At 61.6% G+C, this 25,857-nt stretch carries 22 protein-coding genes and 1 pseudogene; 17 read left to right on the top strand and 6 right to left on the bottom strand.

Features of this window, described 5'->3' with window-relative positions:
• Positions 1–68 precede the first annotated feature (68 nt).
• The 6 genes from ABIE33_RS14305 to ABIE33_RS14280 all read left to right on the top strand — a co-directional run bounded on the left by ABIE33_RS14305 (position 69) and on the right by ABIE33_RS14280 (position 5,963).
• Positions 69–587 (top strand): ubiquinone biosynthesis methyltransferase UbiE, encoded by a 519-nt coding sequence (locus ABIE33_RS14305; RefSeq protein WP_429125947.1) that lies wholly within the window; start codon positions 69–71, stop codon positions 585–587.
• Positions 584–1,762, top strand: a complete 1,179-nt coding sequence (locus ABIE33_RS14300; protein ID WP_429125945.1) for a methyltransferase domain-containing protein — start codon at positions 584–586, stop codon at positions 1,760–1,762. The genes ABIE33_RS14305 and ABIE33_RS14300 overlap by 4 nt, the downstream gene beginning before the upstream one ends.
• Positions 1,759–4,119: a SpoIIE family protein phosphatase gene (locus tag ABIE33_RS14295; RefSeq protein WP_429125943.1), complete on the top strand. Its 2,361-nt coding sequence runs from the start codon at positions 1,759–1,761 to the stop codon at positions 4,117–4,119. The genes ABIE33_RS14300 and ABIE33_RS14295 overlap by 4 nt, the downstream gene beginning before the upstream one ends.
• A 4-nt stretch (positions 4,120–4,123) precedes the next feature.
• Positions 4,124–4,684: a slr1658 superfamily regulator gene (locus ABIE33_RS14290; RefSeq protein ID WP_429125941.1), complete on the top strand. Its 561-nt coding sequence runs from the start codon at positions 4,124–4,126 to the stop codon at positions 4,682–4,684.
• A gap of 13 nt (positions 4,685–4,697) precedes the next feature.
• Positions 4,698–5,036: a slr1659 superfamily regulator gene (locus tag ABIE33_RS14285; protein ID WP_025428303.1), complete on the top strand. Its 339-nt coding sequence runs from the start codon at positions 4,698–4,700 to the stop codon at positions 5,034–5,036.
• A gap of 300 nt (positions 5,037–5,336) precedes the next feature.
• Positions 5,337–5,963, top strand: a complete 627-nt coding sequence (locus ABIE33_RS14280) for a hypothetical protein (RefSeq protein ID WP_429125939.1) — start codon at positions 5,337–5,339, stop codon at positions 5,961–5,963.
• Positions 5,964–6,504: 541 nt separating this feature from the next.
• Here the strand turns inward: ABIE33_RS14280 and ABIE33_RS14275 are convergent.
• Positions 6,505–6,966, bottom strand: coding sequence for a hypothetical protein (locus ABIE33_RS14275; protein ID WP_429125937.1), 462 nt, complete (start codon positions 6,964–6,966; stop codon positions 6,505–6,507).
• An 84-nt stretch (positions 6,967–7,050) separates the two neighbouring features.
• On the opposite strand from ABIE33_RS14275, the pseudogene ABIE33_RS14270 reads away from it, so the two are divergent.
• The 3 genes and pseudogenes from ABIE33_RS14270 to ABIE33_RS14260 all read left to right on the top strand — a co-directional run.
• Positions 7,051–7,164 (top strand): annotated as a pseudogene (locus ABIE33_RS14270) (ArsC/Spx/MgsR family protein); the annotation flags it as partial.
• Positions 7,165–7,290: 126 nt separating this feature from the next.
• A complete protein-coding gene (locus tag ABIE33_RS14265; protein ID WP_429125935.1) occupies positions 7,291–8,001 on the top strand; it encodes a GNAT family N-acetyltransferase in 711 nt (236 codons plus the stop codon).
• Positions 8,002–8,309: 308 nt separating this feature from the next.
• A complete protein-coding gene (locus tag ABIE33_RS14260) occupies positions 8,310–9,758 on the top strand; it encodes an MFS transporter (protein WP_429125933.1) in 1,449 nt (482 codons plus the stop codon).
• A 66-nt stretch (positions 9,759–9,824) separates the two neighbouring features.
• Here ABIE33_RS14260 and ABIE33_RS14255 read toward each other — a convergent pair whose 3' ends face one another.
• On the bottom strand, positions 9,825–11,756 hold the full coding sequence (locus ABIE33_RS14255; RefSeq protein WP_429125931.1) for a DUF5054 domain-containing protein: 1,932 nt from the start codon (positions 11,754–11,756) through the stop codon (positions 9,825–9,827).
• A 10-nt stretch (positions 11,757–11,766) separates the two neighbouring features.
• Positions 11,767–12,807 carry a LacI family DNA-binding transcriptional regulator gene (locus tag ABIE33_RS14250; RefSeq protein ID WP_429125929.1) on the bottom strand — a complete coding sequence of 347 codons (1,041 nt, stop codon included), beginning with the start codon at positions 12,805–12,807 and terminating at the stop codon, positions 11,767–11,769.
• 359 nt (positions 12,808–13,166) lie between these two features.
• Between ABIE33_RS14250 and ABIE33_RS14245 the strand changes: the two genes are divergently transcribed.
• From ABIE33_RS14245 to ABIE33_RS14225, 5 genes are all read left to right on the top strand, one after another.
• Positions 13,167–14,462 carry an extracellular solute-binding protein gene (locus ABIE33_RS14245; RefSeq protein WP_429125927.1) on the top strand — a complete coding sequence of 432 codons (1,296 nt, stop codon included), beginning with the start codon at positions 13,167–13,169 and terminating at the stop codon, positions 14,460–14,462.
• Between the two features lie 82 nt (positions 14,463–14,544).
• Complete coding sequence (locus ABIE33_RS14240) at positions 14,545–15,453, top strand: carbohydrate ABC transporter permease (RefSeq protein WP_429125925.1); 909 nt, start codon at positions 14,545–14,547, stop codon at positions 15,451–15,453.
• Positions 15,453–16,283: a carbohydrate ABC transporter permease gene (locus ABIE33_RS14235; protein ID WP_429125923.1), complete on the top strand. Its 831-nt coding sequence runs from the start codon at positions 15,453–15,455 to the stop codon at positions 16,281–16,283. The genes ABIE33_RS14240 and ABIE33_RS14235 overlap by 1 nt, the downstream gene beginning before the upstream one ends.
• 16 nt (positions 16,284–16,299) lie before the next feature.
• Positions 16,300–17,400, top strand: a complete 1,101-nt coding sequence (locus tag ABIE33_RS14230) for an ABC transporter ATP-binding protein (protein ID WP_429125921.1) — start codon at positions 16,300–16,302, stop codon at positions 17,398–17,400.
• A 15-nt stretch (positions 17,401–17,415) separates the two neighbouring features.
• Positions 17,416–18,810 carry a CehA/McbA family metallohydrolase gene (locus ABIE33_RS14225; protein ID WP_429125919.1) on the top strand — a complete coding sequence of 465 codons (1,395 nt, stop codon included), beginning with the start codon at positions 17,416–17,418 and terminating at the stop codon, positions 18,808–18,810.
• 8 nt (positions 18,811–18,818) lie between these two features.
• Here ABIE33_RS14225 and ABIE33_RS14220 read toward each other — a convergent pair whose 3' ends face one another.
• The gene (locus ABIE33_RS14220) at positions 18,819–19,568 is read right to left on the bottom strand and encodes a sulfite exporter TauE/SafE family protein (protein ID WP_429125918.1); all 750 of its coding nucleotides are present in this window, start codon (positions 19,566–19,568) and stop codon (positions 18,819–18,821) included.
• Positions 19,569–19,665: 97 nt separating this feature from the next.
• Between ABIE33_RS14220 and ABIE33_RS14215 the strand changes: the two genes are divergently transcribed.
• Entirely contained in the window at positions 19,666–20,559 is an 894-nt protein-coding gene (locus ABIE33_RS14215; RefSeq protein WP_429125916.1) for a LysR substrate-binding domain-containing protein, read from the top strand.
• 30 nt (positions 20,560–20,589) lie between these two features.
• Here ABIE33_RS14215 and ggt read toward each other — a convergent pair whose 3' ends face one another.
• Positions 20,590–22,335, bottom strand: a complete 1,746-nt coding sequence (ggt, locus tag ABIE33_RS14210; protein WP_429125914.1) for a gamma-glutamyltransferase — start codon at positions 22,333–22,335, stop codon at positions 20,590–20,592.
• A 444-nt stretch (positions 22,336–22,779) separates the two neighbouring features.
• Between ggt and ABIE33_RS14205 the strand changes: the two genes are divergently transcribed.
• A complete protein-coding gene (locus tag ABIE33_RS14205; RefSeq protein ID WP_429125912.1) occupies positions 22,780–23,121 on the top strand; it encodes a GFA family protein in 342 nt (113 codons plus the stop codon).
• A gap of 63 nt (positions 23,122–23,184) precedes the next feature.
• On the opposite strand, the gene ABIE33_RS14200 is transcribed toward ABIE33_RS14205, so the two are convergent.
• Complete coding sequence (locus ABIE33_RS14200) at positions 23,185–24,675, bottom strand: diguanylate cyclase domain-containing protein (RefSeq protein WP_429125910.1); 1,491 nt, start codon at positions 24,673–24,675, stop codon at positions 23,185–23,187.
• Positions 24,676–25,027: 352 nt separating this feature from the next.
• Between ABIE33_RS14200 and ABIE33_RS14195 the strand changes: the two genes are divergently transcribed.
• The gene (locus ABIE33_RS14195; RefSeq protein ID WP_429125908.1) at positions 25,028–25,834 is read left to right on the top strand and encodes an alpha/beta fold hydrolase; all 807 of its coding nucleotides are present in this window, start codon (positions 25,028–25,030) and stop codon (positions 25,832–25,834) included.
• The last annotated feature ends 23 nt before the right edge of the window (positions 25,835–25,857 follow it).

The following is a 25,857-nucleotide window of genomic DNA, read 5'->3' as shown; positions in this document are numbered from 1 at the left end:
CTAATAAATCAGCCTAGAAAGTGCCTGTGGGCCGTGGCAAAGTTCCGCAGATGGAGGACAAAGCAAGCATGGACGTCGGTAACAGTGTTCCAGCTGAAGCGATTTTTGAGCCCTTGCTCCAGTTCGAAATGGAGATGGGAACATTTCTTTCGGAGTGGCAGCATTGCGACCATCTCTCCAGCTACCTGGCCCGGATGATCAGCCACAACAGGGCTGATCCGGTAAGGCATTCGAACTTCTTCTCGTCGGCGCTCAACGAACTGCTTGAAGTTTCCTTCCGCAGCGGCGCAGCCAGTGGTCACATCGGTCTGGCTATCTACCGGCATGGCCCGATTGAGCGGGTTCAAATCACCTTTCCATGCCCACCCGAACAGGTCCCGTTCTACCGCGAGGCCGTGTCGAAGGTTGATCGCAGCGATGCGCATGCCCGCTATCTCGATTCGATATCGACAGACATGGCGCCCAGTCGCGAATCCATCCTGCTCGATCTCGCCATCAATTTCGACGCGAGCATCCGCATTGAGGAAAGCACATCCCCCGCCGTCACGCTGATCGTCGATCTGCCGCTGGAAGGGCTGGTGAGTTGAGCGTCTCAGGCCTTTCCCCCAGCTTCAAGGCGGCGTTCGACGCCAACAGCCAGGTGTTTTCGCTCGCCGGCGTCATCCGGCCGCGGTCGGTCGACGAGATCGCCGATAGCATCGCAATGCTCAAGGAGGCGATCGACGGCGTGCGCGGCGTGCTCTACGTCGACGTGAAACGCCTGATCCAGATGAACAACACCGCATTCCATGCCTTCGTGCGGGTTGCCCTTGATGCCTGCCGCGCCCGCGCCGACTTGCGCGTGGTGATCGTGACGTCGAGCGTCGTCGGCTGGGCTACCAGAATGTTCGGTCATCTCAACGAAATCGAGCCGCAGATTACCGTCGAGGTCTACGATTCGACATTCTATCCCGGACAGAGCTTTGTCGAGGACACCAGCTTCATCCCGATTCTCAGAACCCAGACGAAGATGACCTGGCGCCACGAGCGTTCGATCCTGCCTCGGCACGGGCTGCGGCCCGGCATTGCGATGGCCGACGTCTGCTGCGGCATCGGCGACTTTGCCGTTCTCGTCCAGAAGGAGTTTCAGCCGGCGCGGATCGTCGCCCTCGATCATTCCAAGGCCAGCCTTGCCTATGCGCGGGAAGTGGCGACCAACTTCGGCATCACCGATATCGAATACACCTATGGCGATGCCTCGGAGATGCTGCTTGAGGACAATCAGTTCGATTTCGTCAGCTGCCGCCACTCGCTGCAGATTTTCAACGAACGGGAACTGCTCCTGAAGGAACTCTACCGGATCTGCAAACCCGGCGGCCGCGTCTACATCACCAATGAAAAGAACTCGCATTGCCTTGGCGAGCCCCGCGCTCAAAGCATCCAGTGGACTTACAACGAGGTCGCCAAACTATTCAGGCACTTTGATATGGATGTCGAACTCGGACCGAAGAGCCGGCGCTATCTCGCCGATGCGGGTTTCGACGATATCCTGGTGGAATCGTTCATGGTCACGAACCATGACGGAGAGCCGCAGGACTTCGCCGACGTGATCGCGGCCTGGGAAAACGTCTATGCCGGCGAAATGGCTGTCCGGCGCGGTGATCCGCCGGAGTTCATCGAACGCTTCCGGCAGGGCTTCAGGGACCACATCTTTGCCGCGTTGCACCCCAAGGGTTATGCCGGCTGGCCGATCTGGGTCGCATCGGGGCGCAAGCCGACATGAATGGTTCCAGTGCACCAAGCTTCCGCTTTGGCTTGAGATCCTTCCGCGCCAAGTTCGTGCTCGTTGTCGGCGGCGCCGTGCTGTTCGACCTGCTGGTGACCGGCGGCCTTGCCCTTTGGAACGTGCAGAGGTTGTCGCGGGATGCGGCAACGGAAGTCGGCCAAGGCCTGCAGAAGGCCAACCAGGACTTTATGCGGTCCTACGCGGAATCGACCGCCGCCCGCGTCAACCTCCTTCTCGGCCAGGTTCACACCGACGTCGGAACGCTTGCAGGCGTTCTGCAATCGCAGATCGATCGGCCGGTTCGCAAGTCGCAGGTCGGCGAGGCCCTCGCCCGCGGTGCACCAGGTGCTGTCACCGTCGTCTACGATGAGAAGGGCGGCTGGGCACAGAACCTGCCGGGTCCGCTCTCGGTGGTCAGCGTCTGGGGATATCTCCTGGGGCCGGATCACCACCCGCTTCCTGATGTCCAGGCCGACATTGAGAACAGCGCGGTGCTCGACCTCGTTGCGCCGAGTCTGCTGGAAAGCGGGCGCTCCAAACTGCAGATGTACTACATCGGCCCCAAGGAGCGGCCGATTTTCCGGACCGCGCCCTACACGGACCAGGCGCAGACCTTCGATCGGCTTTATCCCGGTCACAATCAGGCGGAATTCTGGACGTTCTTCTTTCCTGGCATCTATGAATCCTGGGAGCAATGGGCGAAGGATCCGAACCTCAGGCCGGTGTCGAGCGATATCACCCAGACGGCGCCCTATACCGACGCGATCACCGGCAAGCTCATCGTCAGCTTCTTCCAGCCGCTGTGGTCCCGCGACCGCAAGGCCGTGGCAGGCGCCGCCGGCGCCGACATCACGCTCGATCAGCTGGCCGAGGTCGTGCAGAACGTCAAGGTCGCCGAAAGCGGTTTTGGCTTCCTGGCAATGTCGGACGGCAATGTGCTCGCCATCAATCCGGCCGGCGAAAAGACGATCGGGCTGCAGACGTCAAGCGATACCGGCACACAAGGCGTGACCGGTGCCGACCGCTCGCTGCGCAAGAGTGCCCAGGCGGCCATTGCGCAACTACCGCTCGGGCAGGACGGTGTGATCCAACGCGTCATGCTCGACGAGGCCGGCGAGAAAGTGCCCTATCTCGTTCTCCTGAAGCAGCTGCTGCCGGAGAATTTCTGGAAGTCCGGCCCGGTGCGCAAGGAGACGATGTCGCTCGGCATCGTGGTTCCCGAGCGGGAAATCTATGCGTCGCTGTTTGCCGCCCAGGCCGGCATCTCGCAGGCGACCAACCGCATTCTCGCCTATCAGATCCTGGCGCTGCTTGCGTCCTTGCTGTTCGTGACGGCGGCGGTATTCGGCATCTCCAAACGCGTGACCGCCGGCGTCAGTGCGCTTGCCGGCGCCGCCAAGCGCATCCAGGCGAAGGACTACTCGGTGCGTGTGCCGATCTCGACGCGCGACGAAGTGGGCGAAGCCGGCACGGCCTTCAACCGGATGGCCGAAGAGATCAGCTTCCACACCGAGAACCTCGAGCATCTCGTCGAAGAACGCACGAAGCAGATCGAGGAGGCCAATCAGCAGATCTCCGCCCTGAATGAGCAATTGCGCAGCGAGAACCTGCGCCTGGGCGCCGAGTTGGCGGTCGCCCGGCAAATCCAGATGATGGTGCTGCCGAAAGCCGGCGAGCTCGACGAGATCGCAGAACTCGAAATTGCCGCCTATATGCGCCCCGCCGACGAAGTGGGTGGCGACTATTACGATGTCCTGCGCGATGGCGCACGGTTGAAGATCGGCATCGGCGACGTGACCGGCCACGGCCTTGAAAGCGGCGTATTGATGCTGATGGTCCAGTCCGTCGCCCGTGCCTTGCAGGAAGCCGGCGACATGGATCCCAACCAGTTCCTAAACCGCTTGAACCGGGCGATCTACAAGAACATCGTGCGCACCAACACCGACAAGCATCTTTCCCTCGCATTCCTCGATTACGATGGCGCCCGCCTGACGCTTTCCGGGCAGCATGAGGAGCTGATCGTCGTTCGCAACAGCCAAGAGGTGGAGCGCATCGATACCCTGGATCTGGGCTTGCCGATCGGTCTGGAGTCCGATATCTCGCGTTTCGTCGCCACGCGCGAAGTCGCCTTTGCCCGCGGCGACATGATCATCCTGCACACGGATGGTGTGACCGAGGCAGAAAACGCGGCGGGCGAGTTGTTCGGCATCGAGCGGCTTTGCGACAGTGCGCGGCAGTTCTACGGACGCAGCGCCGAAGACGCGAAAACGGGCATCATCGAAGACTTGATGGCGCATATCGGCGAGCAGAAAATACACGACGATATTACCCTCGTGGTCATGAGACACAGGTGAGCAGATGACGACTTTGTACGGACCGGCGGACCTGACCAGGGGTGCCAACGAAAGTGTGACGCGGCTGCGCCTGTTTGATGGCCAGCTCAATCTGAGCTGGAAACATTGTGCCATCGCCTCGGATTTTGTCGCCGAACTGATCGCCATGCGCTACCGCGCCTCGCGCAACGCCTACAAGGAAGTTCGCCATAATATCGGCTACCTGACAAACGAACTGGTCGAAAACGCGGTCAAGTTCCGTACTGCCGGCGGCATCGTGGTCGAGGTCTCGATCGACGACAGCAACTTCCGTGCCAAGGTGTCGAACTTCGTCGACGGCGAGACTGCAGCCCGCTTCCAGGATCTGCTTTCCGAGATCACGACGGGTGATCCGGGCGACCTTCTGATCGAACGCATCGAAGCCAACGCAATCGGCACAGGCAAGAGCGGATCGGGACTTGGTCTTTTAACACTGATGAGCGATTATGGCGTTCGTTTCGCTTGGGTTTTCGGACCCAACGGCGACGGCGGCGGCATCGCGCTCGAGACCTACGCCTCGATCCCCGTCCCCGATATCTCGAACTGATAAGCAGGTGAATATGGAAATCAAGGACGAGGACTACCGCATTTGGTCCGAGGGCAATGACATACACTTCGAGGGAACCATGCGCCTTCCCGGCACGGAGGCCTATGCCCCGATCTTCTCCCTTGCCATGGGCGTGCTTGAGGCCGAGCCCGATCGCATGACGATCGACCTGACGGAGTTGCAGTTCCTGAACTCGTCCGGGATCAACCTGCTCGCAAAACTGACGATCGAGGCCCGCAACCGTCCGAACGTGCAATTGACCGTGCGCGGAACCTCCGAGATCCCGTGGCAGTCGAAGTCTCTGCCCAACCTCAAGAAGCTCCATCCCGGCATCGACCTCAGGCTGAACTGAGCCGAGATTTACTGGCCTGTCTCTTGCACAGGCTGCCTGCGGTCATCCGGGCGCATGCCCGGCATGACCCAGGCGCAAACTCCTTTTTGCGCCGAAACGGGCCCTTCCCTTCACATTTTCTGCGTTGGCAACCGGAGCCGACGCAAAGGTGGGCCGACAAGAATGTTCCCCTTTGGCCGGAACGTCGAATGGAGATCGCGAAGCCTCCTGTCGGCGGACGGATCACAAGATTTCGATTTTACTCCAATCCTTGCTGCCTCTAGGCTTCATCCGGTTCAAATCGCACCGGGAGGAAACGCCATGAAACGCAGGCTCATACTTGTCGCGGCCGCTCTGGCCTGTTCGCTCGTTGGCGCCTACGCCCAGGACACGACGATGAGTTTCTTCGTCACCAGTGCGAACCCGGGCAAGGGCGGCGATCTTGGCGGTCTTGCCGGTGCCGACGCCTATTGCAACACGCTGGCCACGGCGAGCGGCGCGACCGGCAAGACCTGGAAGGCCTATCTTTCCACCGACGCGGAAAACGCCAAGGACCGTATCGGCGCCGGCCCGTGGTACAACGCCAAGGGCGAAAAGATCGCCGACGATGTCGCCTCCCTGCATAGCGACAAGAACAACCTGACGAAGCAAACCGCACTCAACGAAAAGGGCGAGGTCATCAACGGCCGCGGCGACACGCCGAACCGGCACGACATTCTGACCGGCTCCAAGGCGGACGGCACCGCCGCGCCGGAGACCTGCGGCAACTGGACCCTGGGCGCGGCCGACGGCGCGGCCATAGTCGGCCACAGCGACCGAACCGGCCTGAACGATAGCGCCGAAGCCAAGTCCTGGAACGCCTCGCATGCGACCCGCGGCGGCTGCACCCAGGAAGCCTTCAAGGGAACAGGCGGCGACGGCCTCTTTTACTGCTTCGCTACAGACTGACCGCGACAGCCCACAAGACATGCCGTTTGCCACGGCATCTTCTACTACCGATGGCGGCACGGGCTTACCGCGCCGCCGAAAGCCGTCTGCTGACGACCCCCGGCATCGAGCGCCCCTCACCAGCGTGGTTGCCGCCTTCAACCCGACATTACCTGCCGGCTAACCGAAGCCGATATCGAAGGCGCCTTCCCTTAGCCATCCAAGCTCTTGCGACAATTGCGCGATCCAGCTCGCCGCGCGGGAACGACAATCACATCGGCAAGTTCCGCCATTGGTGGCAGCGTCACCACGGATTTCATCCGTCAATCCATCGACTGATCGTTCCGGGTCGCCTGCGGAAGCTAAGGAGTGGAAAGGAATTGAGCCATGGCGACAAAACGCGACAATCCACCGGATGGTCATGCCCGAGCACATCTGACCGGAGGCCATGGACAGCAACGTCCGTAGCCCCATTCCTTTCAGCCGATCCATCACAGTGGCGCCTGCCCGCCATTGCGGCGAAGCGGCACCGCCTCGCGCGTTAGCAAGCCCTATTCAAACGTCAGCTCGGGGCCGGATCCCGATCGTTCACGCTCACGCGCCGATCGTCGCTGCCAAGCATCTGCATGAGCGCAAGCTCGCTGCGAACGCCGCGCTGGTAGATCTGAATGAGCGACGCCCCTAGCGTATTCGCCTCTTCACTATCCGGCGCCAGTTCATTGCTGGAACAGGCGTGTCGAAACACGCGCTGGAGCATTTTCAGTTGATCTTCATCGATTGCCAAGTCGAGGAAATACCGATCCATCTGACTCTGATCCTCCAATATCAAAGCAGGTTGAGATGACCTTTCAGATATTGGAGCCGATCGCGAAATTTTCCAGAGGCCGGCGCATCTCGCAGGCGGCAGCAGGCCGGAATTGTTATTCCGGAGTGCGTCGGCCATCGGCAAAGAGGTGCTTGGCGACCGCACCGCATTGCTCACTTGTGCCCATTGCATGCTCTGATCGCGATGATTGGTCGGCAAGTCGCTACCTCCAGCAGACATCGTCCCACGGTTGTGTGCACATTCGTCATTGATACAATCATTATATCGCCGGGGCTTTCGGCGCGCGAGAAGGGCAGACCCTACTCTGAACTGCCGCTCGACGATCCGTCTTTGTCGGATGAGCAGCTCATCGACACGATGATGGCGCACCCAATCCTGATCAACTGTCCATTCGTCGCGCCCGCCTCTGCCCCCTGAAGCCGTGCTCGACACGTTCAAGGGCGCGCCTTTGCCAAGGAAGGCGCAAGGAGATTTCTGACGGCGACCGTTGCACGGCTCGTCGGAGATGTGCACTGTCGGCTCATGTTGCCCGACACTGATGTCCATCTCCGTCTTCTTGAAGATCGTATCGACACGCTTTACCGCACCGACGGCGAAGGCAGGCTTCTTTCGACCAACGAATGGGACGCGCGCCCACCGCCGCGATTTCACCTCATGCGAACGCGCCAGGGACCGATCTTTCGCTGCCGTGCCGATCTTCCGGATGGGCTGGTTGATGACCTCCGACAGCTGTGCCGCAAGGAGACGCCCGAAACGGCATTCGATCGCCTGCCTGCCCTGCATGACCGATATCTCGATCTGTTGAGCCAGCACGAACCGGTCGAAAAGATCTGGGCCGGCCCAGCCTACGCTGCCGGTGACCTTGTTCTCCCGACAGCAGAACTGGTGCGCATTACAGAAACCAATGCCGAATTGCTTCGTGCGCATTTTCAGGATTGGCTGCCTGACGTACCGCACAGGCAACCATTCTTCGCCAGAGTGCTGGATGGCCAGGCCGTGTCGCTCTGCTGCAGCGTTCGCATATCAGACACCGTGCATTGCGCCGGCGTCGAAACGCACCCGGATTTTCGTGGGCATGGCTATGCGGTCGACGTCGTCTCGAGATGGGCACGACAGGTCTGCGCAAACGGCGCCATGCCGTTCTACAGTACGGCATGGAGCAACGCTGCATCTCAGCGGGTCGCCACGCGCCTCGGGCTACGGCTGGTTGCCGTCGACTTTCACGTGACATGAGCCGAAGTCTCGCGGCGGCCAACTTGCAAACTGTTTCAAATCCGAGGCAAACGTCTCAAAGGCCGCGTCGATTGCGATAAATGAATCGACATGGCCTTGCCCGACGAGGCATATAACGACGTCGACGCCAACCGGCAGGGTGGCCTGCCCTTCTATCACCGAACCGCATTTAAAGACGTGGATCGGCGAAACCGTGATCAGCTCTGAATCTCCCCTATGATGTCGTATTCCACTGCAATCGAGCGCTCCCCTTCCCTCCCGTCGGTCATTCCGAATCCTCGTACGCAACGCAGGCCGGCAGTGATCAGATGACTACGATCCCCTCCGGCACGGAGGCTTCAGACGCATCTGCGAGCCGCAATTCCCGCATCGTCGCACTCGTCGTCGCCATCGCCTTCTTCATGCAGATGCTCGACGGAACGATCGTCATTACCTCGTTGCCGCAGATGGCGGCTTCCTTCGGCGTGCAGCCTGTCGCCATGAGCATCGGCATCACCGTCTATATGCTGACGATGGCGGCCTTCATTCCGCTCTCCGGCTGGCTCGGTGACCGCTTTGGGGCACGCAATGTCTTCCTCGTCGCGATCTCCATTTTCACGCTGGCGTCGCTCTTTTGCGGGTTGTCGGAAAGCCTCGGCCAGTTCATCGCCGCACGTGCGGTGCAGGGCATCGGCGGCGCGTTGATGACGCCCGTCGGCCGGATCATCGTGTTGAAGAACGCCCGCAAGTCGGAGCTTGTCGGCGCGATCGCGCTCATCACCTGGCCGGCCCTGATTGCCCCGGTCGTCGGCCCGCTGCTCGGCAGCGTCATCACCACGTGGCTCAGCTGGCACTGGAATTTCCTGATCAACATCCCGATCGGCCTGGTCGGCCTTGCGCTTGTACTGCGCTTCGTTCCGGACCAGCGTGAGGAGGAGGCGCGCCGCCTCGACGTCAAGGGCTTCCTGCTGTCGGCAACCAGCCTCACTTTGGTGCTGGCCGGGCTCGAAGCCTTCGTGCACGGCACAGCCAATGCACCGGCGATCGTCCTGCTGTTGGCAACAGGGGCTGCCATCGGGGTCATGGCGACACGACATTTCAAGGCGATCGCCAATCCGCTGCTGGATCTCTCGGCCTTGAAGGTCCAGACCTTTGCGATGTCCACGTTGTCGGCCGGCACCGCCTGCCGCGTCGCGATCAATGCGACGCCCTTCCTGATCCCGCTGCTTTTTCAGGTCGGATTCGGCCTCAATCCGATCCAGACCGGCATCTATGTGCTCGCCTACTTCGCCGGCAATTTGGCGATGAAAACGGCGACGACGCCGTTGCTTCGCCGCTTCGGCTTCCGCACCATACTCGTCTGCAATGGCCTGCTCGCATCGCTGGCGATCGGCGCCTGCGCGATGCTTTCGACGGAGACGCCAGAACTGCTGACGCTGCTGCTGTTGTTCGCCGCCGGGCTTTTCCGCTCGATGCAGTTTACCGCGCTCAATACCCTCGGCTTTGCCGACATCAATTCAAGCCAGCGCAGCTCGGCCTCGACCTTGTCGAGCATGCTCCAGCAGGTGGCCATGCTGATGGGCGTTGCCGTTGCCGCCGCCGTTCTCAATCTGTCTCAGGCGCTTCGCGGCGGCGAAGCGGCAGCACTGTCGGATTTCCGCTGGGCGTTTCTGGTCGTCGCGACGATCGGCATCGTCTCGAGCCTACGTTTTCTGGGCCTGCCTCGCGAAGCTGGCGCCGAAGTTTCGGGGCACAAGACCGAGCCCCGCGCGACGTAAGCATCCGGAAGAGAGTTCCATCGTTCAACAACAGCGCGATGGCGGCACTACCCGCGCGCTTCATATTCAATCGTCAAGCCGCAGGCGGAAACGAGCGGAAAAATCGCCCTCCCACCACATCGGAAAGTTCGTTCCCCACTTGTTGTTGTGGATGTTGAAACGAACGCCCTCGCTGAAATCCGGCAACGTCTTGCAGAACGTCATGAAGTCCCAGGATTGGGGGGCGACCAGGGGCGTATCGAGCGGCTCGATCGACAATTTTTCCCCCGACGCAAGATCGCCGCGAACGCTGGTGACCGCCTGAAGTTGAGCGCCGCCGCCGGCAGCGACGTTGCCGGATTTGTGCCACAGCCCCATCTTGCGCAGACGCCATGCGACATCCCCCGCGGGCGTGAAGGAGAGAAAGCTCGCCTCGGGCATGCGGTTGGCGCTTTTTGCGTGCAAGGTCAGGCGAAGCTCGAGCGTGTCGCCTTCGCCCGAGAAGGCGAGAGCGACATGGCGCGGCGCGCCGTAATGGGTGACCGCCTGCTCAGGCATGGACATGACCAGTCCGGATGCGTCCGCTGCCTGAAAGGTCGGCTTAAAGACACGGGAGAGCGCCGCGCCGGACCGGGCAAGACCCGGCTTGTCGTGATCGAGGATCGCCCATTCCTGGTGATGGGTCAGGTAGGTGTCCATGTGCCTGTTGACGTCGCTGGCATCATAGCTCTCGTAGCGATAGGCGATCAGCGGCCCGGACCGGCCGGCAACGGACCTCCCGGACGGAGACGTCAGCGACACGACGTCTCCCGTCGACGGCTCGAGTTCGATCGACCAGCCGCCGCACCGGAGGCCGTTCCGACTGCCACCTCCGGCCCTGAGGGCCGGAACGGCTAATTGGGCCAGGACAGCATCGGCAGCCGCCGCGTCCGGGCCGTCGAGCGCCGAGCGAGCGTCATCGAGATAGGCGCGCTGCTCGCGCCAGGACGCTTCCGTATAGGCAAAGCGGTGGTCGGTCTTGCGGGCCGCCTCGAAGTCGGGTCGGGACCATGCCGTGTCGTCGCGCAGATAGGATTTGATGTCGACGCCGCAGGTGTGTTCGGCGGCCATTGTCAGCTTCTGCCCGAAAGCGGACCGACTGGCAGTCAAGCCTTCCGCCGAGAACCGGTCATAGAGCCGCTGAAGTGCAAGGAAGCGGGCGGTCTTTATCGGATCGGACGCACTGCCGTGGATCCAGCTGTCGCCAAGCTCGTATTCGACAACGGGAAAGGCGTCCCGCGCATCCCAGATGAGCGCGCCGTAGTCTTCGAGCGTTGCCGCTCGGACCGTCGCATCCGGCTGCTTACGGCGCATGTCGCGATAGACCTCGGCCGTCTGCGGCACGCTTTGCGGACCGATATTGTCGCTGGTATGGGCGAAGCTCAGGCCATCGGCAAAACCGGCGGGGAAATAGGTTTCGCCGTAGGATCGCTGATACATGACGACGATCTCTGCTCCGCCCGGCGCCCGCCAGCGAAAGATATCCGGCGTCTCAGGCGGCGGCGATGCGGTATTGACGCCCAGATGCATGAAGCGAATGCCGGCCTCGGCGAGCAGCGGCACCATGCCCAGCGTATGCCCCGGCACATCCGTCATCTTGGCGGCGATCGTCTTCTTGCCGAACCGCCGGTCGAGTTCGCGCGAATAGGAAAGGCCGGCGCGAAAAAGCTCGGGCGACATCAGTTCGGTATGGGTGGTGAACGGCAGGCCATGCCAGCGGATCAGGCCGAGGTCGATCGCCCGCTCGAGCTTCTTCACCTCCGTCGCCGGGCGGGACATCAGGTGATCCCAGATCAGCCAGGCGCCGGTCGTCCAGACGAACTTCGGCTCCCTCGGCTCCTCAGCATAAAAGTGCTCGGCCGTCTCGATCGCCTGGGGAATGAACCGCTCGTGATACTGGCGTCGAACCTTTTCCGCGTGATCCGTAAAGCCAATGTCGAGGTGGGTCTTGAAGACCAGATGCACGCGCTTTTCTGTCATGTTTTTCCATTCAGCCGACTGTGCCGCGAACGACGAGGCGGGTGGTCAAGGTCTCGACCAGGGGGTCTGCATCGGGCGTCTTGAGGCGCCTCAGGATCAGTCGAACGAGGGCGCGGACGCGGTCATCGAGGTCGATGCGGACGGTTGTCAGATTGTAGCTTTTCCAATGTGCCTGCGGGATGTCGTCGAAACCGACGACCTTGACATCACCAGGCACGGAAAGGCCGAGTTCGTGCCTGAGTGCATCGATCGCGCCGAACGCGCCAACGTCGTTGGCCGCGAATATGGCATCGGCGCCGGAACCGACCCGGAAGAGATCGAGCGTCGAGCGATAGGCCGTGTCGTAGGTATAGTCGCCCGGAACGATGATCGGCGGCGCCATGTCGCGCTCGGCCAAGACCTGCGCAATCATCCGTTCGCGTTCGGTATTGGCAAGGGATTGCTTCTTGCCGCCGAGATAGGCGATGCGGCGAACACCATAGCCCTGCAGCAAGGCGACGGCCTGCTCGATGCCATCCTTCTGCCGCACGAGAAGACGGTCATAGAGCGTTTTGGACGCCCTGCCGGCAAACGCATCTGCGTCGTCATAGATCACGTAGATCGGCACGGCACGGTCGAGAAAGCCGCCGAGAACATCAGGCTCGATATTCTCGGTAAAGGCGATGACCGAGTCGGGATTGAAGCCACGCATATAGGTCAGCAGCATCGGGTCCATGCTGAAATCGGCCTTCGCCTTGAACAGCAGCGTCGCGAAACCTTCTGCCTGCAGTGCCGTCGTCAAGGCGTCGATCTCCTGGCTTTCCCAAGGACTGCAGACATCCGGAACGATCATGCCGACGAGATGCGAGCGCCTTGTCACCAGCGAACGCGCCGCCATGTCGGGCGTATAGTTCAGTTCACGCGCCACCTTCAGGATGCGGTCGCGCTTCTCCGGTTTCAGCGAAGCGTTCGGATTGAAGGCGCGCGAGACGGCGACGCGCGAGACATTGGCCTCTCGCGCCACCAGATCGGCCGTGGCCCGCGCTGCTTTCCTGTCGGTTTTTTCGCTCATGGATAGTGCTCGGCACAAATAATGAAAACGTGTTCAATCCAACCTGCACCAATGATCGCACATTCGTCAAGACATCACTAAAAATCGGCTTCATACGTGAGAATTTCTGAGAGTTTGGGCCAGAATGAGCGCTCCCGCTAGAATCCGCATGATGGTGTGTTGACAAAGATGAAAGCGTGTTCATTCTTACGCTCAGACGGATTGGGAAAGACCGGAGGAGGTTCATTTCCCATCCCGATGCACCGCAGCCGAAACGGTCCGTCGAGAACCGGACCACCGTGGGAGGAGTTTCAATGCGCAGAAGGATGCAGTCATATTTGCTGGGCGTCGCAGCCGTCATGACCCTATCGGGGCCGGCAATGGCAACCGAGCTCAATATCACCTGCCGATGTGTTGTCGGTGGCGTCAACAGCGGCATGGCGGAGTGGATCGAGAGCAAGGTCATTCCGGCTTTCACGGCCAAGATGAAGGCCGAAGGCAAGGACGTAACCGTCAAGCTCAACCAGTTCGGCGGCGAAGACGAGCAGCTGACGCAGCAGCTCGCGCTTGATTTTTCGACTGCCGCCGGTCCGGATGTGTCCGGGTTCGATGGCTTCCTGATCCCGAGCTTCGTCCAGGGCGGACTGCTGAAGTCACTGGAAGAAGTGGCCGGCGCCGAAATCAATTCCTGGGAAGGCTGGAGCCATATCTCCGACGGTACCAAGGCGCTGATGAGCTATCAGGGCAAACCCTACGGCATCGCGCTCGGCACCGACGCACGCATGATCTTCGTGCGCAAGGACCTGTTCCAGAAGGCGGGCCTCGACGCGGCGACGTGGCAGCCAAAATCCTGGGACGAGCTGCTCGACGCGGCGCGCAAGATCAAGGCGGCGGCTCCGGATTCCTTCCCGCTGCAGCTGAATGCCGGCGTCTCGATGGGCGAGGCCACGACCATGCAGGGCTACTGGATGGCGCTGCTCGGCACCGGCGAGCAGGTGACCGACGATACCGGCAAATACATCGTCTCCAGCCAGGGCATCCTCGATACACTGAAGCTCTACAAGACCATCTATGTCGACGACAAGCTCGGCGACCAGCGCGCCCAGCTCTTGGCCGACGGGCGCAATCGTACCTTCGCCAACTTCCGCGACGGCAAGACCGCCATGCTGGTTGAGGGTGATTGGTTCTATCGTTCCGTCACCGCACCCGACGCCGAGTTCGCCGTCGCCGACCGTGACAATGTCATGACCTGGAAGAAAATGCCGGCGGCGCAACCGGGCAAGGGCCTGCGCGGCCAAGACTTCGTCACCATGTCCGGCGGCACTGGCTTCGTGATCAACCCGCATACGGATGCTCCGAAGGAATCCTGGGAACTGCTGTCGTTCATGAACAGCCAGGAACAGCTCACCGCGTTCCAGGAAATCCAGCCGGCGATCCGCATCCGCAACGACGTCGCGATCCCCAACTCGCCGTTCCTGACGGAAACCGCCGAGGCGCTGCTGCCGATCACCACCGCGCGCCCCAATGACGCCAACTACAACAAGGTCTCGACCGAGATCCAACGCATGACGGAAAGCGTCGTCTCGGGCGAACTGTCGCCGGAAGATGCGATGGCTCAGTACAAGGCCGCTGTCATCGCCATCGTCGGCGAAGAAAACACGGTCAGCCGTCTCTGACCGCGGCTGATATCACCGATTGGTCGATCGACCGACCGGTGATCTTGCCGAACCGCTTCGCCCTGCAATGGGAAACCCACGCATGAAGAAATTCTCGCTGCTGTCCACGCGGGCGGGCGCCCTGTTCCTGGCTCCCGCAACGGCATTGGTCGGTGTTTTCGTCATCATTCCCTTCTTCTGGGTGATCTTCGTTTCCTTCACCAACAGGACGCTGCTTGGACGCACGGCGCTCGATCCGGATTTCGTGGGTCTCCAGAACTATTTTGCTCTCTTCAATCCCGCCACCTTCTTCACGCGCGGCCAATTCGGCTTTTCGCTGATCCTGACCATTCAGTTCGTGCTGCTCTCCGCGCTCATCGGCCAGGCGTTGCTGGGACTGATCCTTGCCTGGCTCAGCCAGTCCGTGTCGCCTGGTATGAAGTCATTCCTGCAGACGACCGTCATTGCCGCCTGGATCCTGCCGGAAGTGGTCATTGGTTTCGCCTGGTTCGCCTTTCTCGACTATGACAACGGCACGCTGAACATGATCATGCGCGGGCTTGGCCTGCCGCCGGGAGACTGGCTGCTGCAGCAGCCCTTCTGGGTCATCGTGTTCTTCAACACGTGGCGCGGTGCCGCCTTCTCCATGATGCTGTTCAACTCGGCATTCCAGTCGATCCCGCCAAGCTATTTCCAGGCGGCTGACGTCGCCGGCGCCACCTCCTGGCAGAAGCTGCGCGATATCGCCCTGCCGCTGATCCGCGGTCATGTGGTCACCGACCTGATCCTCATCACCATGTGGACCTTCAATGTCTTCACGCCGTTCCTTCTGACCAATGGCGGCCCGTCCTACCGGACCGAACTGCTGTCGATCTACACCTACCGCATCGCCTTCAAGGACTTCGAGTTCGGCAAAGGTGCGGCCGTCGGGGTGGTCATCATGCTCATCAATCTTGCTTTCGCTCTCGTCTACCTGAGGCTTGCGCACAAGAAGCCGGTGGAGGCCGAATGATGCCGTTCTCTTCCCGTATCTACTTCCGGCGCATGGGCTTTTCCGTGGTCGCCGCCCTGCTCGGCACCATCTTCGCGCTGCCGCTCGTCTGGTTCTTCTTCGCGCCGTTCAACGCCCGCGCCGAGCTTGGCCTTGCCATCCCGGCCCCCTTCACCTTCGCCAACTTCACGACGGTGTTTCAAAACACCTTCGCCATGCAGGCGCTGTTCAACAGCCTGGTGCAGGCCTTCGGCGGCGTCGTCCTTGTCGGCGCGGCGGCCACGCTTGCTGCCTACGCGCTTTCGCGCTCTTCGATCCCCGGAAAGGGCGCCGTCACCTATGTGCTGCTGCTGTTCTCGTCGGTGGTCTCGGGCTCGGCAGCGATGGTGCCGATCTTCCTGATCGTTTCGGCGGCCGGACTCATCGACACGCATCTGGCCGTCATTCTCGTCTTTGCCGGCGGCCTGTTGCCAACCGCCATGTTCATCCTGCGCGACTTCATCGACGCCATACCGCGCTCCTATGAAGAAAGCGCCATGGTTGCTGGCGCCTCGCCACTGCAGGCCTTCTTCGACGTCGCCCTGCCGGTCATTCGGCCGGGTATCGTCGTCGTCGTTGTCTGGGCCTTCGTCAACATCTGGGGAAGCTTCCTGATCCCCTTCATCCTGCTGCGCAGCGACAGCCTGATGCCCGCCTCCGTCGCCATCTATTCCTTCTACTCGGAGGCCGGCACGCCGATCGTCACGCTGCTGGCCGCCTACTCGCTGATCTATTCGCTCCCCGTCATCGCGCTCTACCTCTTCGTGAACTGGAAGTTCGGTTTCCGGTTCTTCGGTGGCATCAAGTCGTAATCGGAAAACCAGTCTCATGGCATCTGTCGAATTCCAGAACGTTTCCAAGAGCTTCGGCGCCTTCAACGCCCTACCCGACATCAGCTTCTCGATCGCTGACGGCGAGTTCGTTTGCCTGCTCGGGCCATCCGGTTGCGGCAAGACGACGAGCCTGCGCATGATCGCCGGGCTCGAAACGCCGACCTCCGGCAAGGTGCTGATCGGCGGCAAGGACGTGACCTATCTGCACCCGAAGGATCGGCAGATTTCCATGGTCTTTCAGGACTATGCACTCTACCCGCACATGAACCTTGCCGATAACATCGCCTATCCGCTGAAGGTGCGCGGCGAAGCGGAGGACAAGCGCCATGCCCGGGCCAAGGAGGTCGCCGACGTCCTGAAGATCGGCGACCTCATGAAGCGCCTGCCGAGCCAAATCTCTGGCGGCCAGCAACAGCGCACGTCGCTTGCACGCGCGCTCGTCTATCCGAGCCAGGTCTATCTCTTCGACGAGCCGCTCTCCAACCTCGACGCCAAGCTGCGGCTGGAAGCGCGCGGCTTCCTCAATCACCTGCAACGCGACATGGGCATGACCGCCGTCTACGTCACCCACGATCAGGCGGAGGCCATGGCGCTCGCCACCCGCATCGCAGTCATGGACAAGGGCCGGATCGTCCAGTTCGCGCCGCCGATCGAGATCTATCGTCGACCGGCCACCACCTTCGTTGCCAATTTTGTCGGCAACCCGCCGATGAACCTCGTTGCGGCGCAGGCAGCCATCATCGACGGCAAGCTGCAGCTACGCGCCGAGGGCCTCGACGTCACCGCACTGCCGGTTTCCGACGGCATCGCCAGGGCCGTTGGCGCCAAGACGATAACGCTCGGCGTTCGCCCGGAGCACCTGCGCATTGCCCGCCCGGACGACAGCAACGTCATCACCGGCGAACTCTTTGCCAACGAGAATATGGGGCCGGAAAGCCTGGTGACGATCGAGCGGAAAGATGCCGGCCGCGTGACGGCGCGCATCTTCACCGATGACGAGATCCGGGTGGACAATACGGTGCGGCTCTCCTTCGACGCCGAGCACGTGACGCTATTCGACAGCGCCGGGGCTCGCATTCCTGCCCCTGGTGAATAGGCTGGACCGCCGCAAATGACTGGCATCACCGTTCACGTAACGCGCGCCGACCGGGCCGCCAACCCGTACTTTTACGTTCCTTTGGAGGTCCCCGAGGGCACGACGCGCATCGATGTCACCATGGCCTATGCCAGGGCCGAGGACTGCATCATCGATCTCGGCGTGCTTGATCCGCGCGCGACCGACTACCCGAGCCGAGCCGGCTTTCGCGGCTGGAGCGGTGGTGCCCGCGACCATTTCTTTGTTGCAACCGACGACGCCACGCCCGGGTATATCCATGGGGAGATGCCGGCGGGTCGCTGGCAGGTCATGCTCGGGCTCTACAAACTTCCTCCGGAGGGCGCCGACATCACGCTGACGTTCAGCCATGACAATGCGCCGCGCCCGATCGAACCGCAGCCGGCGCGCACCTTCCCGATCAGAAAGGAAGCTGGCTGGTATCGCGGCGACCTGCATTGCCACACCTTCCATTCCGATGCGGCGGGGTCGCCCGAATTGCTGCATGCCGCCGCCAAGCAGGCCAGACTCGACTTTCTCGCCGGCGCCGATCACAACACGATCAGCCAGCGTCGCTATTTTCATTCCAACTCATCCGCGGACCTGGTCTTCGTGCGCGCCATGGAAGTGACGACCGCCATCGGTCATGCCAACGTCTTTGGTGTCGACGACTGGATCGATTTCCGCATGACCCGGCCCGAACATGGGCACACGCTTGCCGACTTGGTGCATGCGCGCGGCGGCCTGCTGTCGATCAACCATGACAAGCCGACGATCCCCTGGGATTACGACGTGCCGGAAATCGACTGCATGGAGGTCTGGCAATCCCATTGGATGGCGTGGAACTGGGTCTCGCTCGGCCGATATCAGCAACGGCTCGCTTCGGGAAAGCGGATTTCAGCGATCGGCGGTAGCGACTTCCACCAGCCTGCCCGGCTGATGCCGGAAGGGCCGCTCGTGCTCGCCCGCCCGACAACCGTGCTCTGGCTGGAGGAACTTTCGGAAGGCGCGATCCTTGCCGCCATGAAGGCCGGGCGCGGCTATATCACCGAAAGCCCTGATGGTCCGCATCTCGCCCTTTCGGTCAATGATCAGCCGATGGGCTCGACAGTTCAGGGAACGGTCGACGCAAAGGCCGAGGTTCACTGCGCAAAAGGCGATCGGCTGCTCTGGTTCGACGCGACAGGGCAGATTGCCGACGAGGTCATCGAGGACGATCGCTGGGCCGGGCATTTCTCTGGGCGACCTCACCTGTTCCTGCGCGCCGAAATCGCAGCAGATAAGAGCCGGCCGCAGTTGATTGGCGATTTCACCGCAGCCCTTGGCGGCGGCTTGCCCTGGCGGTTGACCGAAGTGGAACTGCAGCAACAGACCGTGCGCCGCGCGATCAGCAATCCGATCTATGTGGAGTGAACCGAGGGCTAGAAGAAAGGTCGCAGTGCCAGCTCCGCACCGAGAAGCATGAGGCCAATCAGGAACCACCGACGAAATGTTGCGGGGCTGACCAGACGGCGGATCACCTGTCCCGCCCACATGCCGGCCAGTGCCGGCAGGATGGCAACCGCCGACAGCAGCAGGTTGTCGACCTCAAGCGCCCCACGCCACAACAGACCTGCCGCAAGCGTTATCGTCGACACGGTAAAGGAGAGGCCGAGTGCCTGGATCAGGTCCTCCTTCTCCAGGCCAAGGGCCTGCAGATAGGGCACCGCCGGCATGACGAAGACACCGGTACTGCCGGTCACCACACCCGTTATCACGCCGATTGGTGCCGACAGCCAAGGCTCGGCACGTGTTGGCACCGCAAACGGCCGCGCAATGAGCGTATATCCGGAATAGACGACAAGCGCTCCGCCGAGCATCGCCGTTGATAGGACCGTATCGCCGCCAGCCAGGAGAGACGTGCCGAGGATGGTGCCGAAGCCGATCGCCAGCATCATCGGCCAGAGCCGCCGCATGAGCGGGCGGAAGGCGGGACCCGCCAGCAGCTGCCAGACATTCGTCACCAAGGACGGCAAGATCAGCAGGTTCGCGGCTGTGATCGGCGACAACAATGCGCCGAGCGCGCCCATCGCGACGGTGGGAAGCCCCATGCCCGTCACACCCTTGACCACGCCGGCGAGGAGGAAGGCCGTTGCGATTGCACCGATAGGCCATGTGGAAAGTTCGCTCATGGCTCTAAAGGCCTGACATGATGCCACAGCGCAATGCGGATGATCCGCAGGCAGACTTCGGCTGTACCGAAGGCAGACTTGCCGTTATTGTGCCGGCATGCGCTTCGACCTGATCGACCTTCGCCTGTTTCTTGCCGTCGTCGAGGCCGGCAGCATCACCCATGGCGCCCAGGCGGCAAACCTCTCCTTGGCTGCCGCCAGCGAGCGGCTGCGCGGCATGGAGGACAAAGGCGGCGTGCAGCTTCTGGCGCGCGGCCGCAGAGGTGTAACGACGACCGCGGCCGGCGACGCGCTTGCCCACCATGCCCGGCTCGTCCTTCGCCAGATGGAGCACATGCATGGCGAACTCGGCGAATATGCCAGAGGATTGAGGTCAACCATTCGCCTGCTCGCCAATACCGCCGCGATCACGGAGTTCCTGCCGGACCGTCTCGGTCCCTGGCTTCGAGCCCATCCGCAGACCGATGTCGACCTCAAGGAACGCCAGAGTTCGGACATCGCAAAGGCCGTCTCGGGCGGTCTAGCCGAGATCGGCATCATCTCGGACGCCGTCGACACCACGGGTCTGCGCCTGATCCCTTTCGCGATTGACCGTCTCGTTGCCGTGGTCGCAAGGAACCACACGCTGGCGAGCAGCCGGCAGGCCGGCTTCGCGGACCTGCTCGACCACGGGTTCGTCGGCCTCGCGGAAGGCAGCGCCCTGCAGGATCATATCGAGGGCCAGGCGGCCCGCATCGGCCGCCGGATGAACTACCGCCTGCGTGTCCGCAGTTTCGAGGGCGTCTGCCGTCTGGTTGCCGAGGATGTCGGCGTTGGCATCGTTCCCGAAACAGCCGCGCGGCGCTGCCGTCGCACGACGGCGATCATCGCCCTTGGCCTGACCGACAAATGGGCGGCACGCCACTTATCGATCTGCGTGCAGCCGGATGAAGACCTCTCGCCGCTCGCCCGCGACCTGGTCGCGCATCTCGGCAATGTCAAGCCGGATTGACGCAGAGCCGCCAACGTCTCGACGCATCGATCAGTAACCTCTGGCCGCACCCGCCCCGATGCGACTGTCGGCCGCGCCGTTGTAGCGGGCACCGCCGCCAGCCGTGATCTCGGCCAGGTTTTCACCACCAACGAGAATACCGGTCGCCTGGCCCCAGATGGTCCAACTCTTGTCGATTTCGACGTCATGGCCCATCGCCGAGAGAAGTTTGCGCGTATCCGGCGAAAGCGCATAGGGCTCCATGAACACCTTGTCCGGCAGCCACTGATGATGGATGCGCGGCGCGTCGACGGCCTCCTGAATGTTCATGCCGTGATCGATCACGTTGAGGATCGCCTCGAGCGTGATCGTAATGATCCGCGCGCCGCCGGGACTGCCGATTACCATGAACGGCTTGCCGTCCTTGGAAACGATGGTCGGGCTCATCGACGAAAGCGGAGTCTTGCCCGGTGCGATCGCGTTCGCCTCGCCCTGGACCAGCCCGTAGAGATTGGGAGCGCCCGGCTTGGCAGTGAAATCGTCCATCTCGTTGTTGAGCAGAATGCCGGTTCCGGGCGCAACCACGCCCGCGCCGAACGACCCGTTCAGCGTGTAGGTGACGGCAACGGCATTGCCCTGGTCGTCGATGATCGAATAATGGGTCGTCTCCTTGCTTTCGGCGAACCCCTCCGGCATCAGCGCCTGCGAAACGCCAGCCTTGAACGGATCGATCCTGTCGCGGATTTCGGCGGCATAAGCCTTGTCCAGCAGTTTGGCGACCGGGTTCTCGACGAAATCAGGGTCCCCAAGCGTCGTGTTGCGATCGACATAGGCATGGCGCATCGCCTCGATCATCGCATGAACGGTCTCGGCCGAGCCGTAACCGAGATAGGTGAGCGGATAGCCCTCGAGAATGTTGAGGATCTCGCAGATGATGACGCCGCCGGAAGACGGTGGCGGTGAGGAGACGATATCATAGCCGCGATAGTTGCACTTGACCGGCTCCAGCTCGCGCACGGCGTATTGCTCGAAGTCCTTCTTGGCGAGAATACCGCCCTTGTCAGCACTTGCCTTGACGATGGCGTCGGCAATCGCCCCCTTGTAGAAAGCGTCGCTTCCCTTCTCGGAAATGCTTGCAAGCGAAGCGGCGAGATCCGCCTGAACCAGCGTCTCGCCGACAGCAAAGGATTTGCCGTCGGGTTTCAGAAAGATCGCCGCCGCTGCCGGATCCCTGGCCAGTCTCTCGGTTTTGCCGTCGAAGGAATCGACGTCGCCCTGCTCCAGCCGGAAACCGTCCTTGGCAAGTGCGATGGCAGGAGCGATCAGCTCCTTCAGCGGACGCGTCCCATAACGGCTGCGCGCCACTTCGAACCCCAGCACCGGCCCCGGAACACCAACGGCCAGATACCCTTCGGTGCTCAGGCCCTTGACGAGTTGCCCCTTGTCATCGAGATACATCGATTTGGTCGCCGCAGCAGGCGCACGCTCGCGAAAGTCGAGGAAGGTGGTCTTGCCGTCCTTGAAGCGGATCGTCATGAACCCGCCGCCGCCGATATTGCCCGCGGTCGGATAGACGACCGCCAGCGCATATCCGACGGCAACAGCAGCATCCACTGCATTGCCGCCCTTTTTCAGGACCTCGACGCCGATGTCCGACGCCAGATGCTGAGCGGTGACGACCATGCCGTGCTCGGACTTCACGGGCTCCGGCGACGCGGCCCTGACGGCCGAGGGCGAAACCGCGCTGAGTGCGGCGATGAGGGTGAAGGACAGAACATTCAGGCAGGAATTGCGCATGCTTTTCTCCCGCGACAACAGGTTTTTGTTGGCAATTGACGCCCTCGATCGAGAGCGGCGGCGTCGGAGTTCGCGAAGGCACCACACATCAGGCGGCGGACAACTGTCCGGCCATCGTGCGGGCGCAGGCTTGTTCGGAAATTGAAGCCTTGGCAAGAGTATAGACATGCGCGCAGGGCACGAGCAATCGCAGCCTGACCATCATGACCGGCCAACACGCCAAATGCGACGAGTGTCAGCTTACGATTGGCCAGCAATTACAGCTGCGCTATTGCTCCGCCCGCCTGGCCGCAATCAGCCGGAGTGCGTGTCGCCACTGCATCCTCGCGACCGCCAAATTTTGCCATTGCCATGATTAGCCGCGGCTGTGACAGTTGAGCACCGGGACCCGGTAACATCCGCACCGGATGAGCGGCAACGAAAACGAAGGCAAGAGAGGTTCGGATGATCGAAGGCCATTGCCATTGCAAGTCGGTTCGCCTTTCCGTCCGTGTCCGCCCTGACACACTGGGCAGTTGCAACTGTTCGCTGTGCTCAAGACTGGGCACGCTTTGGGGCTATTACAGCGCCGAAGAAGTTTCGATCAGCGACCCGCAGGGCAAGCTCGTCGGCTACGTCCAAGGCGATGCCACCTTGACGATGCACCATTGCGGCACCTGCGGTTGCACCACCCATTGGTCGCCCATCGGTGCCGATGCGATGCGCATGGGTGTCAACATGCGCCTGTTCGATCGCTCCGTCTGGGAAGACATACCCCACCGGTTGATCGACGGCGCCAGATGGTAGACGGGCGGGTGCCACTCTCTTCCTAGAGCGTCTTGTCTGCACGACAGTTTTGCAGAAACGGCGCTAGGCCGCCGAGGCTGCGCTGCCACGCTCGCCGGCAGCCTTGGCGCCTTGGGCCTCACGGCTCTCCTGTGTGGCATATCGCGCCCGCTTCTGTTCGTACATGCTCAGGTCCGCGCGTTTGACCAGCGCTTCCATCGTTTCTCCCGTTTCGCTGGTTGCAGCGCCGAGCGATATGCTCAGGGGGGCGTTGGAATAGAACTGGTTGTTGATCTTCAGCAGTTCGCTGATGGTCTCGACCATGGTGCTGACCGCCTGACGGTCGGCGCCGGGCATCAGGATGGCAAATTCGTCGCCACCGATGCGGGCAGCATGGTTGGGCTGCGACACCGCACCGTTCAACACTTCGCCGAGCCGGCGCAAGAGGGCATCGCCGGCGTCATGGCCGAGTTGGTCGTTGGCCGCTTTCAGGCCATCGAGGTCGATGACAATGGCCGAGACCGGGCGAAGCGACTTGCGCTCCAGCCTGTTCAGCTCGTCCATGTAGAAGGCGCGGTTGTGCAGCTTGGTCAGCACGTCATGCTTGCCGAGATATTCCAGGTAGGCCTCTGCCTTCTTGCGCGCGGTGATATCGGTCAAAGCCACCTGGACCAGCGACCAGTCGCCTTCGTGGCCCGGAAGAACGGAGAATTGCAGCAGAACGTGGCGCTCGGAACCATCGAGCGCATAGTTGACCACCTCGCGGTGGTGAAGAAGATTGCCGTTCCACAGCTCGATCAGTTGCTCCTTGAAGTGCTTCTCCATCTCGTTGCGGAAGATATCGCCGAGACGCTGCAGCAGCGTGTTCCGATCAGGCGCGCAGAACAGGTCGAGCGTCGCCTGATTGATCTCGATAACCCTGATCTCGCTCATGCACTGGCGCACGAACTCCGGATGGACGTCCGTGAAGACGCGAAAATCGACGATCCCGCGATGGCGGACATCCTCGAGCAGCAGCTTGATGCGACTGAAGTCCTCAACCCACAGCGACACCGGCGAATGCTCGAAGATGCCTTCCGCATACCGTCGGTTGGCCAGTTCATTGCGCCGCGCCTCCTCGCGTGCCGTGACGTCTTCCGTCGTCAGAAGCAGACGCCCGAACGTCTTCTCGTATCCGGGCAGGACGGAACCGCGCAGCTGGATGTCGAGCCTGCGGCCCGATAGGGTGTAGTTGACGGCGCTGCTGCTGAATTCGGTCTTTCCTTCCCACAATTCGGCAAGCTCATTGATATGACTTTCGAGCATCTCATCGCGGAAGACCTTCGATAGGTTCGCCGAGAGATGATCCAGATCTGTCGCCTCGAACAAGTCCAGCGTCCGGCGATTGACCTGAAGGACACGAATTTGGCTGGAGCACGCGGCGACACGCGTCAGATCCTGCTTGAGGTAGGCGCGGATATCCACCACACCCGCGGCGCGCCAGCGATCGAACAGCGCTTTGACGCCACTGAAATCCTCAATCCACATCGCGATAGGCGCCAGATCAAAAATGTTGGTGTCGGAAGAACCTGTCATTACTGTTCCATCTCGGTTGGCGGGGAGAAGGTTCCGTGCAGGGCGCATGGCCTTTAAGGGCATTCTAACGGTCTTTAAGTAAGGATGCGTAAATCCTCAACTGCGGATTGCCGTCGAAGCGAACTATCTTCGTCACAAATCAAGTGATCGCTGGACTGGAAGAGCTGGAAAAGGACTGAGTCTTTCCAAGCGCGCCGGCCACCTGCCCTGTGGCCGGCGTGATCGCTTTCGGATCGCCCCTCGGTGAAGGCAACAGCCTGCCGAACGTTGGAACGGAACGCGCGCAACACTTGCAGTAATCGTCACGGTCTCTATCTGACGGCGTTCATGCAGAGCGGAATGGAATGTATCCATGATCTTTCGCGACGTTGATCTGACCTATCTTGAAACACACGGTATCCCGCAGCTTCCGGAGCCCGACGAACAGGGCTTCGTCGAAAACGAAGGCGCACGCATATGGCATGCGAGCCATGGTTCAGGACCGGCAGTGATCCTGCTGCATGGCGGCATGGGAAACAGCGGAAACTGGGGCTATCAGGTTCCGGCGATCGTCGAAGCCGGGTATCGTGCTGTTGTCATCGACAGCCGCGGCCATGGCCGCAGCACACGGGACGGGCGGGAATACAGCTACCAGTTGATGGCCGCCGATACCCGCGCCGTCATGGATCGGCTGCGGATCAATAGGGCCGCGATCGTCGGCTGGAGCGACGGCGCGGATACCGGCCTCGTCCTCGCCCAGGAAACGCCCGAGCGCGTTGCCGGCATTTTCTTCTTCGCCTGCAACGTCGACAACACAGGCACCAAACCGTTCGAGTTCACGCCTGTTATCGGCCGCATCTGGCAGCAGCACCAGAAGGACTACGCGGCACTCTCAGCGACGCCAGGCGATTTCGATGCGCTCTTTGCAGCAGTGGAAGCGATGCAACGCACACAGCCGAACCTGTCGGCGGGCGAGCTTGCTGCCATCGTCGTGCCCGTCGCCATCGTCCTTAGCGAACACGACGAATTCATCAAGCGGGAGCACATGGCCTATCTCGCCGAAGCGCTGCCTGACGCGACCCTCCACGTTCTTCCCGGTCTCAGCCACTTTGCCCCGTTGCAAAGCCCCGACGTTTTCAATGATGCCGTGCTTGCCTTCCTGAAGGGCGTCTTGCGCTAGCGCCGACCACCCCTGCCCGACGG

The sequence above is a fragment of the Ensifer sp. 4252 genome (genome assembly GCF_050434565.1).
Lineage (GTDB): Bacteria > Pseudomonadota > Alphaproteobacteria > Rhizobiales > Rhizobiaceae > Ensifer.
The sequence above is the reverse complement of the archived record's forward strand: the minus strand, read 5'-3'. Positions and strand labels throughout refer to the sequence as shown.

Bases quoted from the DNA above. Each gene is read 5' to 3' on its own strand.
- ABIE33_RS14295 (WP_429125943.1), top strand. From the start codon at position 1,759: ATGAATGGTTCCAGTGCACCAAGCTTCCGCTTTGGCTTGAGATCCTTC.
- ABIE33_RS14215 (WP_429125916.1), top strand. From the start codon at position 19,666: ATGCGCTTCGACCTGATCGACCTTCGCCTGTTTCTTGCCGTCGTCGAG.
- ABIE33_RS14235 (WP_429125923.1), top strand. From the start codon at position 15,453: ATGCCGTTCTCTTCCCGTATCTACTTCCGGCGCATGGGCTTTTCCGTG.
- ABIE33_RS14205 (WP_429125912.1), top strand. From the start codon at position 22,780: ATGATCGAAGGCCATTGCCATTGCAAGTCGGTTCGCCTTTCCGTCCGT.
- ABIE33_RS14305 (WP_429125947.1), top strand. From the start codon at position 69: ATGGACGTCGGTAACAGTGTTCCAGCTGAAGCGATTTTTGAGCCCTTG.
- ABIE33_RS14220 (WP_429125918.1), bottom strand. From the start codon at position 19,568: ATGAGCGAACTTTCCACATGGCCTATCGGTGCAATCGCAACGGCCTTC.
- ABIE33_RS14290 (WP_429125941.1), top strand. From the start codon at position 4,124: ATGACGACTTTGTACGGACCGGCGGACCTGACCAGGGGTGCCAACGAA.
- ABIE33_RS14200 (WP_429125910.1), bottom strand. From the start codon at position 24,675: ATGACAGGTTCTTCCGACACCAACATTTTTGATCTGGCGCCTATCGCG.
- ABIE33_RS14230 (WP_429125921.1), top strand. From the start codon at position 16,300: ATGGCATCTGTCGAATTCCAGAACGTTTCCAAGAGCTTCGGCGCCTTC.
- ABIE33_RS14280 (WP_429125939.1), top strand. From the start codon at position 5,337: ATGAAACGCAGGCTCATACTTGTCGCGGCCGCTCTGGCCTGTTCGCTC.
- ABIE33_RS14255 (WP_429125931.1), bottom strand. From the start codon at position 11,756: ATGACAGAAAAGCGCGTGCATCTGGTCTTCAAGACCCACCTCGACATT.
- ABIE33_RS14195 (WP_429125908.1), top strand. From the start codon at position 25,028: ATGATCTTTCGCGACGTTGATCTGACCTATCTTGAAACACACGGTATC.
- ABIE33_RS14250 (WP_429125929.1), bottom strand. From the start codon at position 12,807: ATGAGCGAAAAAACCGACAGGAAAGCAGCGCGGGCCACGGCCGATCTG.
- ABIE33_RS14265 (WP_429125935.1), top strand. From the start codon at position 7,291: ATGTTGCCCGACACTGATGTCCATCTCCGTCTTCTTGAAGATCGTATC.
- ABIE33_RS14225 (WP_429125919.1), top strand. From the start codon at position 17,416: ATGACTGGCATCACCGTTCACGTAACGCGCGCCGACCGGGCCGCCAAC.
- ABIE33_RS14260 (WP_429125933.1), top strand. From the start codon at position 8,310: ATGACTACGATCCCCTCCGGCACGGAGGCTTCAGACGCATCTGCGAGC.
- ggt (WP_429125914.1), bottom strand. From the start codon at position 22,335: ATGCGCAATTCCTGCCTGAATGTTCTGTCCTTCACCCTCATCGCCGCA.
- ABIE33_RS14285 (WP_025428303.1), top strand. From the start codon at position 4,698: ATGGAAATCAAGGACGAGGACTACCGCATTTGGTCCGAGGGCAATGAC.
- ABIE33_RS14245 (WP_429125927.1), top strand. From the start codon at position 13,167: ATGGCAACCGAGCTCAATATCACCTGCCGATGTGTTGTCGGTGGCGTC.
- ABIE33_RS14240 (WP_429125925.1), top strand. From the start codon at position 14,545: ATGAAGAAATTCTCGCTGCTGTCCACGCGGGCGGGCGCCCTGTTCCTG.